We start from the raw sequence: 18939 nt of genomic DNA, 5'->3' as shown, positions 1-18939 counted from the left end.
ATTTACTTAAATTTTTAACAAAAATACGATTATATCTTATTGATTACTGAAGACCTAACATTTCTTTTTTGAGTCCTTTGTCTGCTGGTTTACTTCCTAACCAGATATTAAAAAGTGCTGTTTTAAAATCCAAACCTGTTACGTATCCTTTTTCTTTTCCATCTTTATAAATCACACTTCCTTTTCCTTTTTCATATACCATATCATAGATTTGACCAACCTCTATTTCATTATTAATAAAGCCTATAAATTTTTCTATTCTTTCGTTATAAGGCTTCATATTTCCGTTAGTTGATTTTTTAAACCCTTCACGTAATGCATTAGCCATTTTACTTCTAGACATCATGCCAGAAAGAATATGCAATTTAATTGCCATAGTTTCGTCTGCTTTAGCTATTGCACTGGCATTGCTATTTTTTTTCTTAAGATATAAGGCTCCCGCATAAATATCAAAAAAGAATTTTTCTCTAAGACCTCCTCCATTAATCGTCAAATCTTCTTCATTAAATTTTACCGTATTAGGTAATGTAGCATCACCAATTTTGGTTTGAGCCTGAACAGATACAATAGTTAAAAGTGCTATAAATAATATACTTAGTTTTTTCATTTTAAAAAATTATTAGAAATCTATGTTAGTAAAATTATGTATTAAAATTTTTTCTTAATTGATTTAATGATGCATTAAGTTCAAAACCCAGCAATAACAAATTAGCATTAAGCCATATATATAACATTAATATCAACATTGCTCCAATAGAACCGTACAATTGATTATAATTAGAGAAGTTATCTATATATACTCCAAATAGATATGTTGTAATAATAATCAAAAAAGTGGTCATAAATGCACCAGGTGAAAAGAATTTATTTTGTTTTCCTTCTGAGGTACCGAAATAAAATAAAGTAGCAATAATTACAAATATCATAAAGACAAATAGCGCATATTTACCTAATGTTAACCAAAAAACAGTATCATCAACTACACCCATTTTATTTAAATCATCTACCAAATACGAAAAGTATAAAGTTCCTATAACTGTAATTAACAATAACGATGCCACGATAATAGACACCCCTAATGCTACTACATACTGCCGTACAAAATTTCTATTAAGCGTTACATGATACGAATATTCAAAACCAGAGAAAACTGCATTGATCCCATTAGTCATAAAAAGTATAGATAGTACAAAAACAGTTGATAGTAACCCCCCTCGAGGATTAGATGCAATATCTTCAAATATCCCGGAGAAAAAATCTGAAGATTGTTTAGGTAATGCTCCGTTAACAAATTCAAAAAAATTCTCCTCAAACCCATCTATTGGGACGTAAGGAATCAAATTAAGAAGAAATAATAAGAATGGAAATAGAGAAAGAAAAAAAACTCCATGATATTGCGCTGGCTCTAGCCGAAAAAGTACCTTTTATAATCCCGATTACATAAATCTCTATTAGGTCGTATATCGACAGTCCCTCAAAACCAGGAAGAATAAGTTTCTTCCCTATTTTAACCAATATATTGATCACAGGAATCTTATTAAGCTTATCTTCTACGGGTTTCGACATATATTATACGGCTTTCAAGCTCAAATCCAGATTATATACAGAATGTGTTAGCGCGCCACTACTAATATAATCTACACCACATTCTGCATACTTGCGTACTGTTTCTTCATTAATCCCTCCGCTGGATTCAGTAAGACACGAATCACCAATTAATTTTACAGCTTCCCGAGTATCTTCATAATTAAAATTATCAATTAATATTCGATATACTCCTGGTGTTTGAAGTATTTCTTTGATCTCATTAAGGTCTCGGGCTTCAACAATAATTTTGAGATCAAGGTTTTGATTAGAAAGATATTGTTTGGTTTTTTCTATAGCTTTAGTAATTCCCCCGGCAAAATCGATATGGTTATCTTTTAGCATTACCATATCGTATAAGGCAAATCTATGGTTCTCTCCTCCTCCAATCTTTACCGCCCATTTTTCTAATGCTCGTATTCCCGGAGTTGTTTTTCGGGTATCTAAAATCTTTGTTCCTGTACCTTTTAAAAGGGTCACAAAATGATTCGTTTTGGTAGCAATTGCACTCATTCTTTGCATAGCATTAAGCACTAATCGTTCGGCTTTAAGAATAGACTGCGAGCTTCCTGAAACATAAAAAGCTATATCTCCATATTTCACCCTGGCCCCATCTTCTAATAATACTTCGACCTTCATATTTGGGTCTACATAATTAAATACTCTTTTTGCAAATTCTACTCCCGCCAGGATCCCTTCATCCTTTACTAAAAGTTTTGCTTTTCCGGTGATTGATTCTGGGATACAAGCTAATGAACTATGATCACCATCTCCTACATCTTCGCGTATGGCATTGGTAATTATCAAATCAATTTCTTTATTGAATTGGGTTTCGCTAATCATATTGAATGGTTATTTTTGCTAATGTAAAAAAAGAAGTCGGAAGTACGAAGTGAGAAGCACATCGTATTTTTATTTACTTTACATCACAAATCTATATTCTATCTGGTTTTTGAGTAAAAACTATTATAATATTAAATACATATGAATATTAAATTACTTGCGGTTGGCAAAACAGATGACAAGCAACTCAATGACCTTATTAACAACTATATCAAAAGGTTACAGTTTTATATTAAATTTAGTTTTGAAATTATTCCGGATATTAAAAATGCCAAAAACTTAAGCGAAGCTCAACAAAAGGAAAAAGAAGGAAAATTAATCCTTAATCATGTAGAAAATTCTGATGTATTGATATTACTCGATGAAAATGGAAAGCAATATGATTCTGTACTATTTTCTGAGGTATTGCAAAAACATATGAATAGCGGAATCAAACAGTTGATTTTTGTTATAGGAGGGCCCTATGGCTTTAGCCCCGAGGTGTACAGTCGGGCTAATAGCAAACTATCGTTATCCAAAATGACATTTTCGCATCAAATGATACGTTTATTTTTTGTAGAACAATTATATCGTGGATTTACCATATTAAAAAATGAACCTTACCATCACAGATAAGGTTCATCATATTATACAATTACAATTTTAGGTTAACATGTACTGTTAAAGCTAATTATAGCATTACTCAAGGTATTCTTTTAGATATTGATCAAATGATTTGTTTTCTATAAAAATATCTTCTTGATACTTTATTTTTAATTTTTCCAGAACTCGAGTTAAATTAAATCCTAAAGAATAATAATATCCTCCTCCTAAGTTATACATCCACTCGTCTTGTTCTAAATTATAATCTTTAAATCGATTAGCAACATATTTATTGTCTATTTCGGATAAGGTATGATTATTAGAACTCGTCGATAACGCTAATTTGGTACAGTATTCAATATACCTGGCAGTACCTTCTGATTTAGACAAGCTAGATTCTAATGCCGATATATCAATTCTGAATTCATTCTTAATCCTAGCATATCTTTGCTCTTTACTTTTTAAATACCCTGAAATGTAATTCTTAACACTATCATTATTATCTTCTTGTATTATCTTAAGAAGAAGTTGATTTTCGTTCTTAACTGTTGTAGTAAACCAATTCTCGTTTTTAAAGAAATAATTTAATGTATCTCTATCAAAATCTCTTTGGCTCGATATCTGTTTTTCTCGAAACTTTTTGATTTTTTTTTGATATTGATGAAATATTTCATGAATAACCATTGTCATCCATTCTTCTGTATCCTTAACATCGGTGATGAATTTTTCTGTTAATTCTACATCACTAAACATTCCTAATGTATTTTTATACTCTAATGCAGATGTGTTTTTATCTTCATAAGACACATTCATATAAAAATTTGTGGTGTCAATTATGGGAGTAAACTCTACAGATACATTAGAATCATCACAGTTATATGCTACTAGGTTTATTTTTTCTTTTAATGCTTCATTAGCATCTATTGTAAAAAGACCATCTTTTGTATAATATAACATAGGGCCAAAAAGTAACTGCTTATCAAAATCTTTCCAATATTTTTTTGCCACATTACTTTTTGTATCTACCAGGTAATTGATTCTTTCACAGATTAAATCAGAATCGTTTTTTTTTACAACTCACTAGTCCTAATAAAACAACTGTAAATACTATTATTATTTTCATATACAAATTGTTATAAAAGATCTGGTTATTCTTTTACGATATCTTTAAGATCGCTAAACATATCTATCAAATCTTCTACTAAGTCGGCAGATACAAATTCTTTATCCATAAAAACATTTAGCTTTCCTCTTTTCAATTTCACAACATATCCTGTTTCTCCTTTGGCATTATATTTCCAGGTAGATGTCGTTCCGTTTTTGGTCATTTTTGGGGTTAAATGATCTTTTAAGAATTGTTTTAATTTTCCTGTTTTTGATGATGGAAAACTAGCTTTTAAGGTATACATGTCTTCTGTATTAGAGATAGAAATATTAACTCTATAATTACCTTCTCCTGGTTCATCACTAGAGTAACTAATAGATACTTTAGAGTTTGAAGTTGAAGTTGTTTGAGCATTGCTCAAAGAAAGAGCAAATACAAGACTTAATGTACAAATGATTGTTTTCATAATTTCTGTTTTTTGATTGATGATTGATTTAATTTTCGTTTTTTGATGTAATTGATTTTAATTCTTTGCCGATTCGTTCAAATTTCTTAATCAATTTATTCGAGGCCAGTTCTTTATCTACATTGATTCTTAATTTATTGTCTTTGAGCCGCACTTCATATAATTCATCATCTTCTATTTCTTTTCTCCACAGATAGGCTTCATCGTCGATGATCATATTTTCTTTTCCAAATTGATCGATCAGATAAGATTTTACATCGCCCTTCATATATTTCATAAATCTTATTTTGATCCTAAAACTCTCTTCCATATCAATGATCGCAAAGGATCTAGAATAACTTTTCTCTCCAGAATCATCACTAATACTTATGGTTACTTGTGATGATGATTTAGAAGAACTTGTAGAACTTGTTTGTGCATTCATGGTTAATAATCCTATTAGCAGGTTTACCAAAATGGTGATTAATGTTTTCATACTATTCGTTTTTTGATTGATGATTTAAGCTATACTAAATGTGAGGCCAACCCCACGTACACTTTCTATATTTACATTGTTGTCTTCTTTAAAATATTTTCTTAATCGACTTATGAATACATCCATACTTCGACCAGAGAAGAAATCATCATTACCCCAAACATCTTTTAACACATCTTCTCTTTTAATCATTCTATTTCTATGTTCCCATAAATATTGAATAAGTAATGTTTCTTTTTCGGTTAATCGTTGTGATTCTCCATTCAATTTTAATTGATGATTAACAATATCAAACTCATACTTTCCAATTTTTACCACCTCGTCTTTTAAGGATTCTATTTTCTGTGTTCGCTTTAAAATATTCTGAAGTTTAAGGACTAGAATATCTGCTTCAAATGGTTTCACGATATAATCATCTGCACCTAATTTTAATCCTCTTATTTTATCTTCTTTCATTTTCTTAGCAGTAAGGAAAACGAATGGAATTTCGGGATCTATTTCTACTACTTGCTCTGCTAATGTAAACCCATCCATTTTTGGCATCATCACATCAAAGACACATATATCAAATTTTCCTTCAGAAAATATCGATAGCGCTTCTTTACCGTCTTTTGCCCAGGTCACCTTATAATTATGTATTTCGAGATATTGCTTTAATATACTTCCAAAATCAAAATCATCTTCTGCGAGTAGTATATGCTTCATAACTATTAAATTATTGGTATGGTTATTTTAAAATCTGTTCCTTCTTCGGGTTTACTTTCAATATTAATTTCTCCCTGGTGTGCTTTAATGATTTGATTGGTATAGAACAATCCCAGACCTAATCCCTTTACATCATGTACGTTTCCTGTTGTTACTCTATAAAATTTTTCAAAAATCTTATGATGTTCTTTTTCAGAAATCCCAATCCCATTATCACGAATCGAAATTGTATACGTATCGTTTTTACGTTCTGTTCGTATTCTAATTTCAACTTTTTCTTTCCCGTATTTCACAGCATTTTCTAATACATTAAATAATGCTGTGGTAAATAGAAATTTATCGATATAAAGATTTACATCTCTAAATTCTATCTTCATATTTACGTCAACTTGCTTATCTTTAACAGATACCTTAAAATCCTCTACAACTTCTTTAAAATACTTAGTATCCAGAACCTGTTCTTTGCTCAAAATGATTTCTTCAGATCCTAAAGTATTATTCATTACCTGATCAATTAGTTTCTGCAATCGGTTATTTTGTCGATCTAATATATCTAATGCACTAGAGAATATTTTTGGTGAATTTTGGGTCTCTTTACTCCTTAAACTTTTCGAAGCAATACCTAAAGTTGCCAAAGGAGTTTTAAGCTCATGAGTAATGTTATTTATAAAATCATTACGCACATCGGCTATTTTTTTTTGTCTAATTACAGTTTTAATCGAATAAAAAAGTAAGACAACTACAAATAGTAACAATATAACAGAGAATAAAAACAGACTTGCCATTTGCCCAAAAACTATTCTATTCCATCCAATAATACTGACAGCATCTACTGTTCGAATTTCGAGATTAAGCTGGGTTTTTATAATTTCACTACCACTATCATCTTCTATATCTTGTTCTGTAAACCATCTACCACTACTTATTACATTACCTTCTTGATCAGGAAAATCTTCTCCGAACAAAAAATAATTGCTCTGTCCTTTTGCATTAAATACAGTATCTAAAAGGTTATTGTCATGAATAACAATACTTTTTATTGTTTTCTTATATTTTAACTCGTACCCCAGATTAGCCTTACCAATTTCTTTTTTATAGTATTCATTAAATGTATCATTTAACGAATCTGTAAAAGGCTTGAAACGTTCTATAGTTTCATTTTTAAGAAGATTATTCTTTCTATACTCTATCAGATTCTTTGTTAGTTGATTATACCAAAGCTCTGCTATAGAATCCATTTCTTTAGTATTATCTATACTCGAAACGGCCTTCTTGGTTTCTTTAATAAATACATCCTTTTTAAGCTGATACGTGTTATAAATCAAATACCCTTGAATACCAGACAATGCCAATAAGGTTAAAATAGATGTAATAATGAGTATGTTTATCTTTTTCTTCATTATAGTGATATACAGCTTATTTGTTTTTTAATACCTATTCGTTTTTTGATTGATGATGATTCCAAAAGTATAGCAAACATCCTTTTATTCAATAGAATCAGCCTCCATTAACCCTCTATTAACGTTAATACACCTCTTCATTACTATAAATACAAGGCTTTTAAGTATCTATGTTAATAGGGCAAAAATTGGTATTAATTATTACATTTGCTGACTAATTAACCAATCACCTCTATGCTATCTTATCTGAAGCTTATAAAATTTGATAACTTACTAATAATAGCCTTTGCACAATTATGTCTTAAATATGGACTTTTTGAACCCTTTAATATTGCTATTACCTTAAATGGCTTGGGTATTGCTATTTTAATGGCAGCAACATTTTGTATTGCTGCTGCAGGAAACATAATTATCGAAATTTACAATCAAGAAGATACCGGTGTAAAAGGGATATTATATGATTCTATAACCGAAAAATCGGCCAATCGATTATTTATTATTCTTAATGTAATCGGTGTTCTTATTGGATTTTACTTAGCTAACCTTATTAACAGACCAGGTTTTGCTGCATTATTTATAGTAATTTCTGGAGTATTTTACATCTACGCTTCTTATTTAAAAGAAATTATTGTTCTTAAAAATTGTATTCTCGCACTACTTGTAGGGCTAAGTTTGATTGTCGTTGGGATTTTTGATCTTCTTCCTGCTATCACCGAAAAGAATAGAGAATCACAAACCGTTATTTTTTCTATTATTTTAGATTATTCAATATTTGCATTTATGATTATACTCTTAAGAGAAATTATAAAAGATTGTCTGCACATAGATCGAGATCATAATTTAGGCATTAGAACCATCCCAATAGTTCTGGGAAAAAATCGAACAACAAAATTAATCGGAGCATTAACATTGCTTCCAATTATATCTGTAATTTATTACATATACACTTATCTTTTTTCGAATAGTAAAGCTGTTATTTTTGTTTTGATACTTATTGTTGCTCCATTACTCTATTTTATGATCAAAAGCTTTAGTGCCGAATCAGATCAGCAGTTTAAAAGGTTAGTATTGCTTCTAAAGATAATTTTAATTGGGGCATCTATCTCATTGTTATTTTATCAATTTGTTTTAGTATAACATATGTTAAAAGATATATTAAAAGATAAAAATATAATTCTTGCATCTGGTTCTCCTAGAAGGCAACAATTTTTTAAGGATCTGGACCTGGATTTTTCAATACAAATAAAAGAGGTCGACGAGGTTTATCCTGATCATCTTAAAGCCGAAGAAATTTCGGATTATCTCGCTAAGCTTAAAGCAAATGTATTTACAGATTTACATCCAAAAGATATTTTGATCACCAGTGACACCATTGTTTGGCATAATAACAAAGCCTTAGGTAAGCCAAAAAACCTGATAAAAGCTTCAGAAATGATTAATTCTCTATCTGGAGATACGCATAAGGTTATTACTTCGGTGTGTTTTAAAACAATCAATCAGATCATTGTAGTACATCAAACTACCAAGGTTACTTTTAAGGAGTTATCTGCAGAAGAAATCGAATACTATGTACAAACTTATAAGCCTCTGGATAAAGCCGGAGCTTATGGTATACAAGAATGGATAGGTTTTATTGGTATAACCAACATAGAAGGGAGTCATTTTAATGTAATGGGGCTTCCTACACATCTTGTATACGAAACGTTGAGGCAGTTAGCCTAAAAGAACCATCTCAACAAATTTAGAGCATAGCATATAGATTAACTTTTCTATTGATATTTCTTATAGTAACAAAATGTTAAATGAGGTTTTTCCGTAATTACCTGGTTTTTATTTTGTTTATATTTCTTAAATCATTTTTAAAACTTAATATTATGCTAAAGCATCTCTTAAACCTAGATGGTATCAAAACACTGAACAAAACAGAACAAAAATCTCTAAAAGGAGGATGGACTTATGTTATGTGTCACTCTTGTGATCAATATTTACCACCAGGATATGTATGTATGAATCAGGTTTTTTGTGGGCCTAACTAATACCATTTAAAAAATTAAAAAACGGGTTCTCAGTATCCCGTTTTTAATTTTTAGATTTTGAAGTATTTCCTAAATTGTCTTTATTAACTTGTACCTGTTCTCTCTTCCTTATTCTTATAAGTAGATTTCTCTATACCAAAAAACGTTCTTAACTACCTATAACAATAGATCATTTCTCATTCATCTGTCAATTATAAGGATTAGATCGTTACTGAAACGTTAACAGCACTTGCCAAATCCAAGGTTTATTGTAATTTGCTATATAAAAACGTTATCATGAAAAAGTCAATACTACTGTTCGCTTTATTAGGCGTATTAGTCTTTATTGCTTGTAGCAATATTAAGGCAGACGAAGTGAGCAAAGTTTCTACAACAGAAGAGATTATTAAAGAAAATATACCACCTGCAAAAACGCTCTCTGAAGATTTTAAGAAATACTGGTATGCTGGTGAAGCCGAAATATCATCATATCAACTAGAACAAGCTCGATATGGTGAAATAAGAAAAGGAACTGCGGTTCTTATTTATGTTACTGAGGATTTTTTACCCAAAAAACAGGTAAAAGCAGATCGCCAAAATACAAGTAACATACCCGTTTTAAAACTTAATGCTACCAAAAAATTTAATACAGGAATCTACCCATATTCTGTGATGCAGAGTACATTTTATCCTGTGGCAGATAATCGACATGCTATTAAAGTATCTAATTCGATGCAAGAATGGTGTGGTCATGTATATGCGCAATTAAATAACAGAAAACAATTCGAGATTACCTCGCATTCCTATTTTGAAAATGAAGCAGATCAGGATTTTAAATTAGACAAAGCTATTTTAGAAAATGAACTTTGGACAAAAATCAGAATTAATCCTGATGCATTACCGCAAGGAGATCTACAAATCATTCCTTCTTTTGAGTATTCTAGATTAAGGCACAAAGATATTAAAGCATACTCGGCTAAAGCATCTATACAAAAAGGTACTGATACTAATACATATACTCTAGAATACCCAGAACTCGATAGAAGTATCAGTATTACTTTTAATGCCTCTTTTCCGTATGAAATTGAGCATTGGACAGAAACCTATAAAAGTGGGTTTGGTCCAAATGCAAAGAAGCTCACTACAAAAGCAACTAAAATCAAAAGCATTAAATCTGCTTATTGGGGTAAAAACAGTAATAAAGATGAAGTCTTGCGTGAAGAATTAGGGCTTACAAATCAAAAATAAACATTAAGTAACTTACAACTAACTAATACAATACTAATGGTAAAATTATCAGAATCTGAGATAAAAGAAAAATTAAACGACATAGATGGTTGGGAATACCATGATAATGCTCTTCATACCACTTTTGAATTTAACGATTTTAAAGATGCGTTCTCTGTTATGACTCGTATTGCTTTTGAAGCCGAAGCGCAACAACATCATCCAGACTGGTCGAATGTTTATAATAAATTACACATTAGCCTTTCTACTCATGATGCTGGTGGTATAACCGAAAACGATTTTAATCTTGCAAAAACCATAGATAACATTATCGAAGGAGAATAGTCATTAAATCCATTTTAAATCAAAAAATAAATATCAAATTCTAAGGCCAAAACTTCTTGTTTTACTTTTTGAATTTTGGTATTTTAGGCGTAGAACTTATTTTAATCAAAATTGATAGTATACAAACATTTGTCAAAAACTTGGTTTCTACTTATGTTTGTATTTAGATTTTAAAATTAGCATATGGGAAGAGCTTTTGAATTTAGAAAAGCACGTAAGATGAAACGCTGGTCGGCAATGGCAAAAGCGTTTACTCGAATTGGTAAAGATATTGTAATGGCAGTAAAAGAAGGTGGGCCTGACCCAGCTTCTAACTCTCGTCTAAGAGCAGTGATCCAGAATGCCAAATCTGTGAACATGCCAAAAGATAATATCGAAAGGGCAATTAAAAAAGCATCGGATAAAGAACAAGGAGATTACAAAGAAGTTCTTTTTGAAGGGTATGCTCCTCACGGAATTGCAATTTTGGTAGAAACTGCGACAGATAACAATAACAGAACAGTTGCCAATATTCGATCCTATTTTAATAAATGCGATGGTAACCTGGGAACATCTGGTTCTGTAGAGTTTATGTTTGATCATACGTGCAATTTTAGAATTAATGGTGAAGGATTAGATCCAGAAGAGCTCGAACTTGAATTTATTGATTTTGGAGCAGAAGAAGTTTTTCAGGATGATGATGGAATATTGATCTATGCTCCTTTTGGAAGTTTTGGAACGATACAAAAGGAATTAGAAAGCCGTGAAATCGAAATTCTATCCTCTGGATTTGAACGTATCCCACAGGTTACTAAAAAAATAACTCCAGAGCAAGCTGCAGATGTAGAAAAATTACTAGAAAAAATAGAAGAAGATGATGACGTGCAGAACGTTTATCATACCATGGAAGAATCTTCTTCTGAAGAATAAAGACATTTCTTATTATTATAAAAAAGAGTTTAGCTATGCTAAACTCTTTTTTTTGTTATGTTTACTATAATACCTCGACTATAGATAAAATATAAGCTATGAAAAGATTAGCCATACTTCTTCTATTTTCCTTTGCAGGTATAGTGCATGCTCAACATATGGATAATGCCAAACTAGAGTTAATTATCAAAAAAAATGCAGATACTCTAGATGGTATTCCCGGGAACTGGAAATTTATATACAAAGACACTCCTATGCTTTGTGTTACCGATGAAACCAATAATCGAATGAGAATTATCTCTCCTATCACAGCATCAGATCGTCTTGATAAAGACTTATTACTTGATGCAATGACCGCTAATTTTCATTCTGCTCTTGATGTAAAGTATGCTATTACCAATAAAATTTTATGGTCGGTTTATATCCATCCGTTAAAAGAACTTACAACTGATCAGGTAAACAGTGCCATATCACAAGTATATTATGCTGCAAAAACTTTTGGTACTACTTTTTCTAGTACAGAGCTTATTTTTGGAGCCGGAAGCGTAAAGGAAAAACCTAAAGATGCTACCCCAGAAGAAAAAATTCATAAATTTTAAGTTTCGTCAAAGCTGTTTTCAGGGACTTTGCCTTTAACGTCTTTAAAGAAACGATACATATATTCAAAATCCTTTTTAACATCCTCTGTAGGATAATAAGGATCAGAGACCACACATTGTTTTTTTCCAAAATCAAAAGCAACCATAATAATAGGAATATTTGCAGCTTTGGCGATATGGTAAAACCCTGTTTTCCACTCTTTAACTTTTTTCCTTGTTCCTTCGGGGGCAATAGTTAAACGCAATTCATCCTTTTTTTCAAATAACTCTGCAATAGCTTCAACCTTATTCTGGCCAGGGGTTCTATCCAAAGAAATCCCCCCTACTCTTCTAAGGTACCAACCTAATGGCCATTTAAAAAGTTCTTTTTTAGCCAAAAAACTTATCTTAATTCCGGCTAATTGTCGTACCAAAAGGCCAATATAAAAATCGTGCCAGCTTGTATGAGGTACTACGATAACGATACATTTTTTTACAGTATCAGCACTGAAATCACCGATAAACTTCCAACCAATAATTTTATGATATATGAAGGAAGAAAAGTATCGCATGAAAATAAAAGATTGAAAAACAATTTACAAAGAACGATAAAGTTCTTTCAATATATCTGCATTTATTTTAGATTTCCAATCGCACCCAAGGGCATTTTCCCAGAGCGGTTCTAGACTTAGTGCAACCTTAGTCATTACATCTAATTGCTCTTCGGTTACATTAGCACAAACTCCTGTGGGTAAATTGATATTATGATACTCTTTCATTTTTTTAAACACAGCTACACCTTCAGGATAGTATTTTTCTAATTTATCAAATACAATGCAGTTACCTATTCCATGCTTTGTTCCTAACACATATGCCAGTCCATAACTCATCGCATGAGCAACACCAACCTGAGAGTACGCAATACTCATTCCGCCATGCCAGGAAGCCATCATTAGTTTTGCATCTACCTCTTCTTTGCTTAGGTTATTTTCGAGAAAAATCTCTTTGCATAAGTCTAAGGCTTTTTCGCCATAACTCTGGCTAAATGCATTTAAATACGTTCCGTCTAGTGATTCAATACAGTGAATGTAACAATCCATACCTGTATAGAACCATTGGTCTTTAGGAACATCTTTTATTAATTCTGGATCTAATACAACCTGATCAAAGGGTGTAAAATCAGAATTGATTCCTAATTTACGTTCGGGCCCTGTAAGCACAGTAGTGCGAGACACTTCTGCTCCTGTTCCTGAGATTGTAGGAACCCCAACATGAAATACAGCTTTATTTTTTACCAGATCCCATCCCTGGTATTCTGCAGCACTTCCCGGATTGGTAAGCATGATTGCTACAGCCTTGGACAGATCCAATATAGAGCCCCCTCCTATTCCAATAATTCCGCTGGGAACATATTGATAATCATTTCTTATTTTAGTAACGATATCATCTACCTGAGATGTTTTAGGTTCTTCAACAGTTGATACATAAATTATCTCATCTGTATAAGATAATGGTATTCTATCCTCTATAAACGAGGTATTGTTCTTAAAAACGTCATCTACTAAAAAGATAAAAGGAGCAACACCATTTCGTTCGGGCGAAATAATATCATAAATCTGATTAAAAGCTCCTTTCCCAAATACTACTTTTGGTACCATTGGGAAATTTTTATGCGTAGAAGTAGATTCTTCTGGAGTAATTATAGATTTTGGATTCAATAGATTTTCTTTATTTATTATTCTTTTTGCTCTTTCTAAATCTTCCGGGGTATCAATTTCTACACCTTCATGGTGCGTTTCAACCATTTTAATATTTTTACCATATTCGAGATATCGAATACATTCTATTTTCTCTGAAGCTTCCAAAGAACGCATTGATAAACGGTAAAAATCTAAAATAGCTTGTTTCTTAAATGCATAAACACCTTTGTGCTTATGGTAAACGTGGTTTATTTCTTTATCTCTTGGGTATGGTATAGGTGCACGAGAAAAATATAATGCGTAATTGTTTTCATCTACAATAACCTTTACACTATTAGGATTCATGATATCATCCCAGTCATCCATAGGAGTCATTAGACTGGCTAAGTCTATACGATCAGAATCTTCTTGGTAAAATACGTTTAGTACTTTTTCTAAGCTTTCTCTATCGGTAAAGGGTTCATCTCCCTGGACATTTACTACAATGTCAACATCCATATCTTCGACCGCTTCGGCTATTCTATCACTACCGCAGCTATGTTCCTTCTTACTCATAATAGCTATACCACCATGAGAAGTAATTTCTTTATATATAACATCGCTATCGGTAACAACGTATACAGCATCAAAAAGTCCAGAATTTAGGGTCGCTTCATACGTTCTTCTTATAACGCTTTTCCCTTCGAGATCCTGCATTAGCTTGCCAGGAAAACGCGTGGCAGCATACCTCGCAGGTATCATTGCGATAGTTTTTAGAGTATTTTTGTTCAAAATTTGTTGCTTTTCTAGAATTGCAAAAATAACTTTTTTAAATCAATTTTCGGGCCAACCATTATATTTAGTTTCACATTTCTTTCTTAAAGAAATCTTAAAATATGCCTTACACACTTTCTGTTAATTTTAATTTTCAATAAAAAAATCATCTTTAAACCCTATTAAATATAACTTTTTCTTAGCTCTGGTAACAGCGGTATACAACCATCTCAAATAATCTTTATTGATCCCATCCGGAAGATAAGGCTGCTCTATAAAAACATTATCCCATTGTCCTCCTTGTGACTTATGACATGTAATAGCATAAGAAAATTTAACCTGCAAACTATTAAAAAACTTATTATTCTTTACTCCCATAAATCGTTTGTACTTCGATTTCTCATCTTCAAAATCTTTTAATACTTCCTGGTACAACTTGTTTGATTCTTCATAGGATAAAGATGGGGTTTCTGATGTTAACGTATCTAGTAACAATACCGTTTCAAAAGGTTTTTGATTTGGATAATCAACCATACTAACATTAACTATCGCAAACCGAAATCCATATAATTCTTTTATGGAAAAAATCTCCAAAATTTTAATTATATCTCCATTAGCAATGAAACCAGCTTCGCTTTTGTTATCTAGCCAAAAATAATTATTCTTAACCACCATTAAATAATCACCGGGTGACAGTTCTTCTTCCTGAAAAAGTATCCTTGAGCGAATCTGCTGATTATAAATATTAGCTCTTTTATTAGAACGAAGTATAATCACAGATTCTTCGTGTCCCACACTAGCATATGCTTCATTTAATGCATCCATAATCTCATGGCCATCAAAAAACCTAACTACATCTGGATATCCTGACACTTGAAACTGAAAAGAGTTGTAAAAACCGTCATTAATAGTTTCTCTTAGCTGGGTAGCATTCATTAAAATACCACTATTCTCTGCTTGTCGCACTACTTCGTCTAACTCTATCTGGGTAACCTCTTTATTAAATCCCATTGCAAGGTTATTGGGATCGAGTGCCGGGCTTACTTCTAGTTTTACTGGTGGTAATTGTGCAGTATCCCCAATAAAAAGGATTTTACAATTATACCCAGAATACACATACATCATTAGGTCATCTAGTAAAGATCCGTTTTCAAACAATTTACTATCACTAGGTGTGTCTGGTATCATAGAAGCTTCATCTACAATAAAAATAGTATTACGGCTTTTATTTTGTTTTAGTTGAAAAGCTAATCCACCACTTTTATCCTTTTTGGGATAATAAATATTTCTATGTATGGTTTGAGCCTGCTTTCCCGAAAAATTACTAATTACTTTAGCCGCACGACCGGTCGGAGCAAGTAAAACAGCATTTAATTTAGCTTTCCAAAGGTTTTTTACCAAAGATCCTATCAAAGTAGTTTTTCCGGTACCTGCATATCCTTTTAGTAGAAAAAGTGATTCTTTTGCCCCTGATAACACAAAATAAGATAGTTTTTGTAGGACAATATCTTGTTTTATAGTAGGTTCAAAAGGAAAATCTTCTTTTAATAATTCATAAAATTCTTTTTCCTTCATTAAAAAAACTTGTCTATATGATTCATATCGCTATTAATAAATCAAAGATAGGGATGATTTTTTGGCAATAAACTTTTACGATTAAAAAAAAATTGTAGATTTGCGTATACACTAATGTTTAAAGCTAAATCATAAAATGAAAATTGTTGTTCAATTAGTTCTGTGGGTTATTATAGGAGTTTTAGGATACTTGGTATTCAATTCTGTTAATGGTCCTGTAAAGTTCAATAAAATAAAGCAAGCTAGATATGCAAAGGCTGTTGAAAATTTAAGAGATATTCGTACAGCTCAATTGGCATACAGATCAGTAACTGGAAAATTTGCTAAAGATCCTGTTAAATTAGTTGCTTTTATAGATACTGCTAAATTTACACTAACCCAAAGAAGAGATTCTAGTTATATTGCATTTAATAAGATCCTAAAAATTGATGAGCCAAGAGATACAGTTATTGTTGATACCCTTGGATATGCATCGGTAAAAGATTCCTTATTTAAAACAGGAAATCATAAAAATATGATTAAAATACCAATCGAAGGTGTTGAATCTAATTTTGAAATGGATGCAGGTTATATTAACAAAAATGATCTACGAATTCCGGTTTTTGAAGCTAAAGTAGCTAAAGATGTACTACTACACGATCAAGATAAAGATTTATTAGCTCAAGAGAAAGAAGTGCGTTCTGTTGATGAAGTTAATGGAGGATTCCTTTCGGTAGGATCAATGACAGAAGTAATGACTTCTGGTAACTGGCCAAGAACTTATGGTGCAAACGATCAATAATACAATTGATAATACATCAAAAACATTGTCCATTCAGGTAAGCTTGAATGGACTTTCTTTTTGTACTGTAAATACTAATAATCAAATAACGTCGATAGCGCATGAACCCTTTGGTATACAATTAACGCCTACACAAGTACTTGATAAAATCAAATATGCTTTTGATCACAATCATAATCTAAAAGGGACTTTTGATACCATCGAAGTAATTCATCAAAATGATCTATATACTGTTGTTCCTAAAGCTCTATTTAACGAAGATTCATTAAAGGAATACCTTAAATTTAATACAAAGGTGCTTCAAAATGATTTTATTGCCTATGATGAATTACACCCTCATAATATGGTAACGGTCTACATTCCTTATACCAACATCAATAACTTCTTTTTTGACACATTTGGTTCTTTTACTTATAAGCATTCTAGTACCATTTTAATAAATTCTTTACTTACTCAAGAAAAGAACAGTGAATCTATCACCGTTTTTGCGAATATAAATGATGCTTCTTTCGACATTATAGTAATCAATAAAGGGAATTTGATATTAAGTAATACATATAAATATCAAACTAAAGAAGATTTTTTGTATTATCTATTGTACACTACAGAACAACTACAACTAAATCCAGAAGAATTTAGTTTAGTGTTTTTGGGAGATATTTCTAGAGATAGTGAGTTTTTCAATATTGCATATACTTATATTCGTCATATACGTTTCGGGAACCTTCTTAAGAAACCACAAACAACAGAGGATATAACATCTTTTGAGCCTCATAAACATTTTGTACTACTTAGCCATTTTTAAATATGCGTATTATTTCAGGAAAATATAAAGGAAAAAGACTTACAGCACCTAAAAAACTGCCTGTACGCCCTACTACCGATATGGCAAAAGAAGCATTATTTAATATCCTAAGAAATCAATATAACTTCTCTCAGATATCGTTTCTAGATCTTTTTGCAGGTACAGGAAACATAAGCTATGAATTCTTATCCAGAGGAACAGAGGATATAACTGCAGTAGATGTTCACTATGCCTGTCTTGGGTATATCAAAAGCGTAGCAAAAGAACTAGATGCTCCTATTGAAACTATAAAAAGTGATGTGTACAGTTACCTCGAAAAAGTAAAACGAAAAGTAGACATTATTTTTGCTGATCCCCCATATGATTTTACAACAGATCAGTTTCATAAAATTGCAGCATTAGTTTTTGAAAATGAATTATTAAATGAGCATGGGGTTTTGATCATTGAGCACTCTAAACATACCTCTCTCGAGGAATCGCCATATTTTAGCAATTCGAGAAAATATGGTGGATCTGTTTTTAGCTTTTTTGAAATATAAATCTACGTAAAAACCTGCATGCTAGATATTAAGTCTCATTCATTACCGAAGTTCGTATTGAAAATTCATCAATAGTAGTAAGGTTGCTTAAAGAATTAATTTGATGAGCAGCATTACTAATAATATCTTCATAAAAAGCCAAAACTTTTACATCAAAACCAGGAGTATCTTCTGCCGTGATTTTAAATATATCCATTTGATAAATAAAATTATTTAGGATATGATGACTAGAAGAAAGCATAGCTTTATAAATATTTAATTTAGCGTTTTCCATCTTTACTTTTTTAGCATTTTGTTGTGTATCTATAAATAGAAATACAAAAAATACTATTAATGGGATTATCATTTCGTCAAACTCAAATTGCTCTATACTCTCCAATAATGCGATAGCTTTTTCAAACAATTCTAATTCTAAAACAATAGTTGTTACATAAATAAAAATAGACAACACTAATCCGATACATGTTAGTTTATACTTATTCATTAGTTTAGGGTTAGGGGTTAGGGGGATAACGATTTGTGAAGAATTTAAATGTTACGGTTTACAAATAC

At 31.4% G+C, this 18939-nt stretch carries 24 protein-coding genes and 1 pseudogene; 11 read left to right on the top strand and 14 right to left on the bottom strand.

The features are described 5' to 3' along the window. Positions 1-43: 43 nt before the first annotated feature. The 4 genes from NNL09_RS17865 to nadC are packed head-to-tail and all read right to left on the bottom strand — an operon-like array spanning position 44 to position 2427. Positions 44-607, bottom strand: coding sequence for a chalcone isomerase family protein (locus tag NNL09_RS17865; protein ID WP_025666963.1), 564 nt, complete (start codon positions 605-607; stop codon positions 44-46). 34 nt (positions 608-641) lie between these two features. After that, positions 642-1340, bottom strand: a complete 699-nt coding sequence (locus NNL09_RS17860) for a YihY/virulence factor BrkB family protein (protein WP_371877861.1) — start codon at positions 1338-1340, stop codon at positions 642-644. Between the two features lies 1 nt (position 1341). Beyond that, a complete protein-coding gene (locus NNL09_RS26305) occupies positions 1342-1566 on the bottom strand; it encodes a hypothetical protein (RefSeq protein ID WP_371877860.1) in 225 nt (74 codons plus the stop codon). 3 nt (positions 1567-1569) lie between these two features. Further along, positions 1570-2427, bottom strand: a complete 858-nt coding sequence (gene nadC / locus NNL09_RS17855) for a carboxylating nicotinate-nucleotide diphosphorylase (protein WP_196910379.1) — start codon at positions 2425-2427, stop codon at positions 1570-1572. A 141-nt stretch (positions 2428-2568) separates the two neighbouring features. Between nadC and rlmH the strand changes: the two genes are divergently transcribed. Continuing rightward, entirely contained in the window at positions 2569-3042 is a 474-nt protein-coding gene (gene rlmH, locus NNL09_RS17850) for a 23S rRNA (pseudouridine(1915)-N(3))-methyltransferase RlmH (protein WP_025666960.1), read from the top strand. Positions 3043-3105: 63 nt separating this feature from the next. Here rlmH and NNL09_RS17845 read toward each other — a convergent pair whose 3' ends face one another. The 5 genes from NNL09_RS17845 to NNL09_RS17825 all read right to left on the bottom strand — a co-directional run bounded on the left by NNL09_RS17845 (position 3106) and on the right by NNL09_RS17825 (position 7160). Then, positions 3106-4017 carry a hypothetical protein gene (locus NNL09_RS17845; RefSeq protein ID WP_254514262.1) on the bottom strand — a complete coding sequence of 304 codons (912 nt, stop codon included), beginning with the start codon at positions 4015-4017 and terminating at the stop codon, positions 3106-3108. A 140-nt stretch (positions 4018-4157) separates the two neighbouring features. Further along, positions 4158-4580, bottom strand: a complete 423-nt coding sequence (locus NNL09_RS17840) for a hypothetical protein (protein WP_025666958.1) — start codon at positions 4578-4580, stop codon at positions 4158-4160. Positions 4581-4608: 28 nt separating this feature from the next. Further along, positions 4609-5055: a hypothetical protein gene (locus NNL09_RS17835; protein ID WP_025666957.1), complete on the bottom strand. Its 447-nt coding sequence runs from the start codon at positions 5053-5055 to the stop codon at positions 4609-4611. Between the two features lie 24 nt (positions 5056-5079). Continuing rightward, entirely contained in the window at positions 5080-5760 is a 681-nt protein-coding gene (locus NNL09_RS17830; RefSeq protein ID WP_025666956.1) for a response regulator transcription factor, read from the bottom strand. Positions 5761-5765: 5 nt separating this feature from the next. Continuing rightward, positions 5766-7160 (bottom strand): sensor histidine kinase KdpD, encoded by a 1395-nt coding sequence (locus NNL09_RS17825; RefSeq protein WP_196910381.1) that lies wholly within the window; start codon positions 7158-7160, stop codon positions 5766-5768. A 234-nt stretch (positions 7161-7394) separates the two neighbouring features. On the opposite strand from NNL09_RS17825, the gene NNL09_RS17820 reads away from it, so the two are divergent. The 7 genes from NNL09_RS17820 to NNL09_RS17790 all read left to right on the top strand — a co-directional run bounded on the left by NNL09_RS17820 (position 7395) and on the right by NNL09_RS17790 (position 12255). Then, the gene (locus NNL09_RS17820; RefSeq protein ID WP_196910382.1) at positions 7395-8297 is read left to right on the top strand and encodes a geranylgeranylglycerol-phosphate geranylgeranyltransferase; all 903 of its coding nucleotides are present in this window, start codon (positions 7395-7397) and stop codon (positions 8295-8297) included. 3 nt (positions 8298-8300) lie between these two features. Beyond that, the gene (locus NNL09_RS17815) at positions 8301-8882 is read left to right on the top strand and encodes a Maf-like protein (RefSeq protein WP_196910383.1); all 582 of its coding nucleotides are present in this window, start codon (positions 8301-8303) and stop codon (positions 8880-8882) included. A 152-nt stretch (positions 8883-9034) separates the two neighbouring features. Continuing rightward, positions 9035-9196, top strand: a complete 162-nt coding sequence (locus NNL09_RS17810) for a hypothetical protein (protein WP_160170130.1) — start codon at positions 9035-9037, stop codon at positions 9194-9196. Positions 9197-9472: 276 nt separating this feature from the next. Next, entirely contained in the window at positions 9473-10423 is a 951-nt protein-coding gene (locus NNL09_RS17805) for a septum formation inhibitor Maf (protein ID WP_196910384.1), read from the top strand. A gap of 36 nt (positions 10424-10459) precedes the next feature. After that, positions 10460-10747: a 4a-hydroxytetrahydrobiopterin dehydratase gene (locus NNL09_RS17800; protein ID WP_025666951.1), complete on the top strand. Its 288-nt coding sequence runs from the start codon at positions 10460-10462 to the stop codon at positions 10745-10747. A 183-nt stretch (positions 10748-10930) separates the two neighbouring features. Beyond that, a complete protein-coding gene (locus NNL09_RS17795; protein ID WP_196910385.1) occupies positions 10931-11656 on the top strand; it encodes a YebC/PmpR family DNA-binding transcriptional regulator in 726 nt (241 codons plus the stop codon). A gap of 98 nt (positions 11657-11754) precedes the next feature. Further along, on the top strand, positions 11755-12255 hold the full coding sequence (locus NNL09_RS17790; protein WP_231389176.1) for a hypothetical protein: 501 nt from the start codon (positions 11755-11757) through the stop codon (positions 12253-12255). Here the strand turns inward: NNL09_RS17790 and NNL09_RS17785 are convergent. The 4 genes and pseudogenes from NNL09_RS17785 to NNL09_RS17770 form a co-directional block, all read right to left on the bottom strand. Beyond that, positions 12252-12806, bottom strand: coding sequence for a 1-acyl-sn-glycerol-3-phosphate acyltransferase (locus tag NNL09_RS17785; protein WP_025666948.1), 555 nt, complete (start codon positions 12804-12806; stop codon positions 12252-12254). The two genes, NNL09_RS17790 and NNL09_RS17785, sit on opposite strands and share 4 nt — an antisense overlap. A gap of 24 nt (positions 12807-12830) precedes the next feature. Next, entirely contained in the window at positions 12831-13892 is a 1062-nt protein-coding gene (locus tag NNL09_RS17780) for an iron-containing alcohol dehydrogenase family protein (RefSeq protein ID WP_025666947.1), read from the bottom strand. Positions 13893-13970: 78 nt separating this feature from the next. Next, positions 13971-14675: pseudogene (kdsB, locus tag NNL09_RS17775) on the bottom strand (3-deoxy-manno-octulosonate cytidylyltransferase); the annotation flags it as partial. A 159-nt stretch (positions 14676-14834) separates the two neighbouring features. After that, positions 14835-16262, bottom strand: a complete 1428-nt coding sequence (locus NNL09_RS17770; protein ID WP_196910386.1) for an ATP-dependent RecD-like DNA helicase — start codon at positions 16260-16262, stop codon at positions 14835-14837. Positions 16263-16398: 136 nt separating this feature from the next. Between NNL09_RS17770 and NNL09_RS17765 the strand changes: the two genes are divergently transcribed. From NNL09_RS17765 to rsmD, 3 genes are read left to right on the top strand one after another with little or no spacing between them, the layout of a single operon-like run. Then, positions 16399-17043 (top strand): type II secretion system protein, encoded by a 645-nt coding sequence (locus NNL09_RS17765; protein ID WP_025666945.1) that lies wholly within the window; start codon positions 16399-16401, stop codon positions 17041-17043. Next, positions 17024-17848: a DUF3822 family protein gene (locus tag NNL09_RS17760; protein WP_196910387.1), complete on the top strand. Its 825-nt coding sequence runs from the start codon at positions 17024-17026 to the stop codon at positions 17846-17848. Before NNL09_RS17765 ends, NNL09_RS17760 begins: the two co-directional genes overlap by 20 nt. A gap of 2 nt (positions 17849-17850) precedes the next feature. Further along, positions 17851-18387: a 16S rRNA (guanine(966)-N(2))-methyltransferase RsmD gene (gene rsmD, locus NNL09_RS17755; protein WP_025666943.1), complete on the top strand. Its 537-nt coding sequence runs from the start codon at positions 17851-17853 to the stop codon at positions 18385-18387. Between the two features lie 28 nt (positions 18388-18415). Here rsmD and NNL09_RS17750 read toward each other — a convergent pair whose 3' ends face one another. After that, positions 18416-18871 (bottom strand): hypothetical protein, encoded by a 456-nt coding sequence (locus tag NNL09_RS17750; protein WP_025666942.1) that lies wholly within the window; start codon positions 18869-18871, stop codon positions 18416-18418. Positions 18872-18939: the final 68 nt, after the last annotated feature.

The organism is Aquimarina sp. EL_43 (genome assembly GCF_943422735.1).
GTDB lineage: Bacteria > Bacteroidota > Bacteroidia > Flavobacteriales > Flavobacteriaceae > Aquimarina > Aquimarina megaterium.
This window is presented reverse-complemented; position numbering and strand designations above follow the sequence as displayed.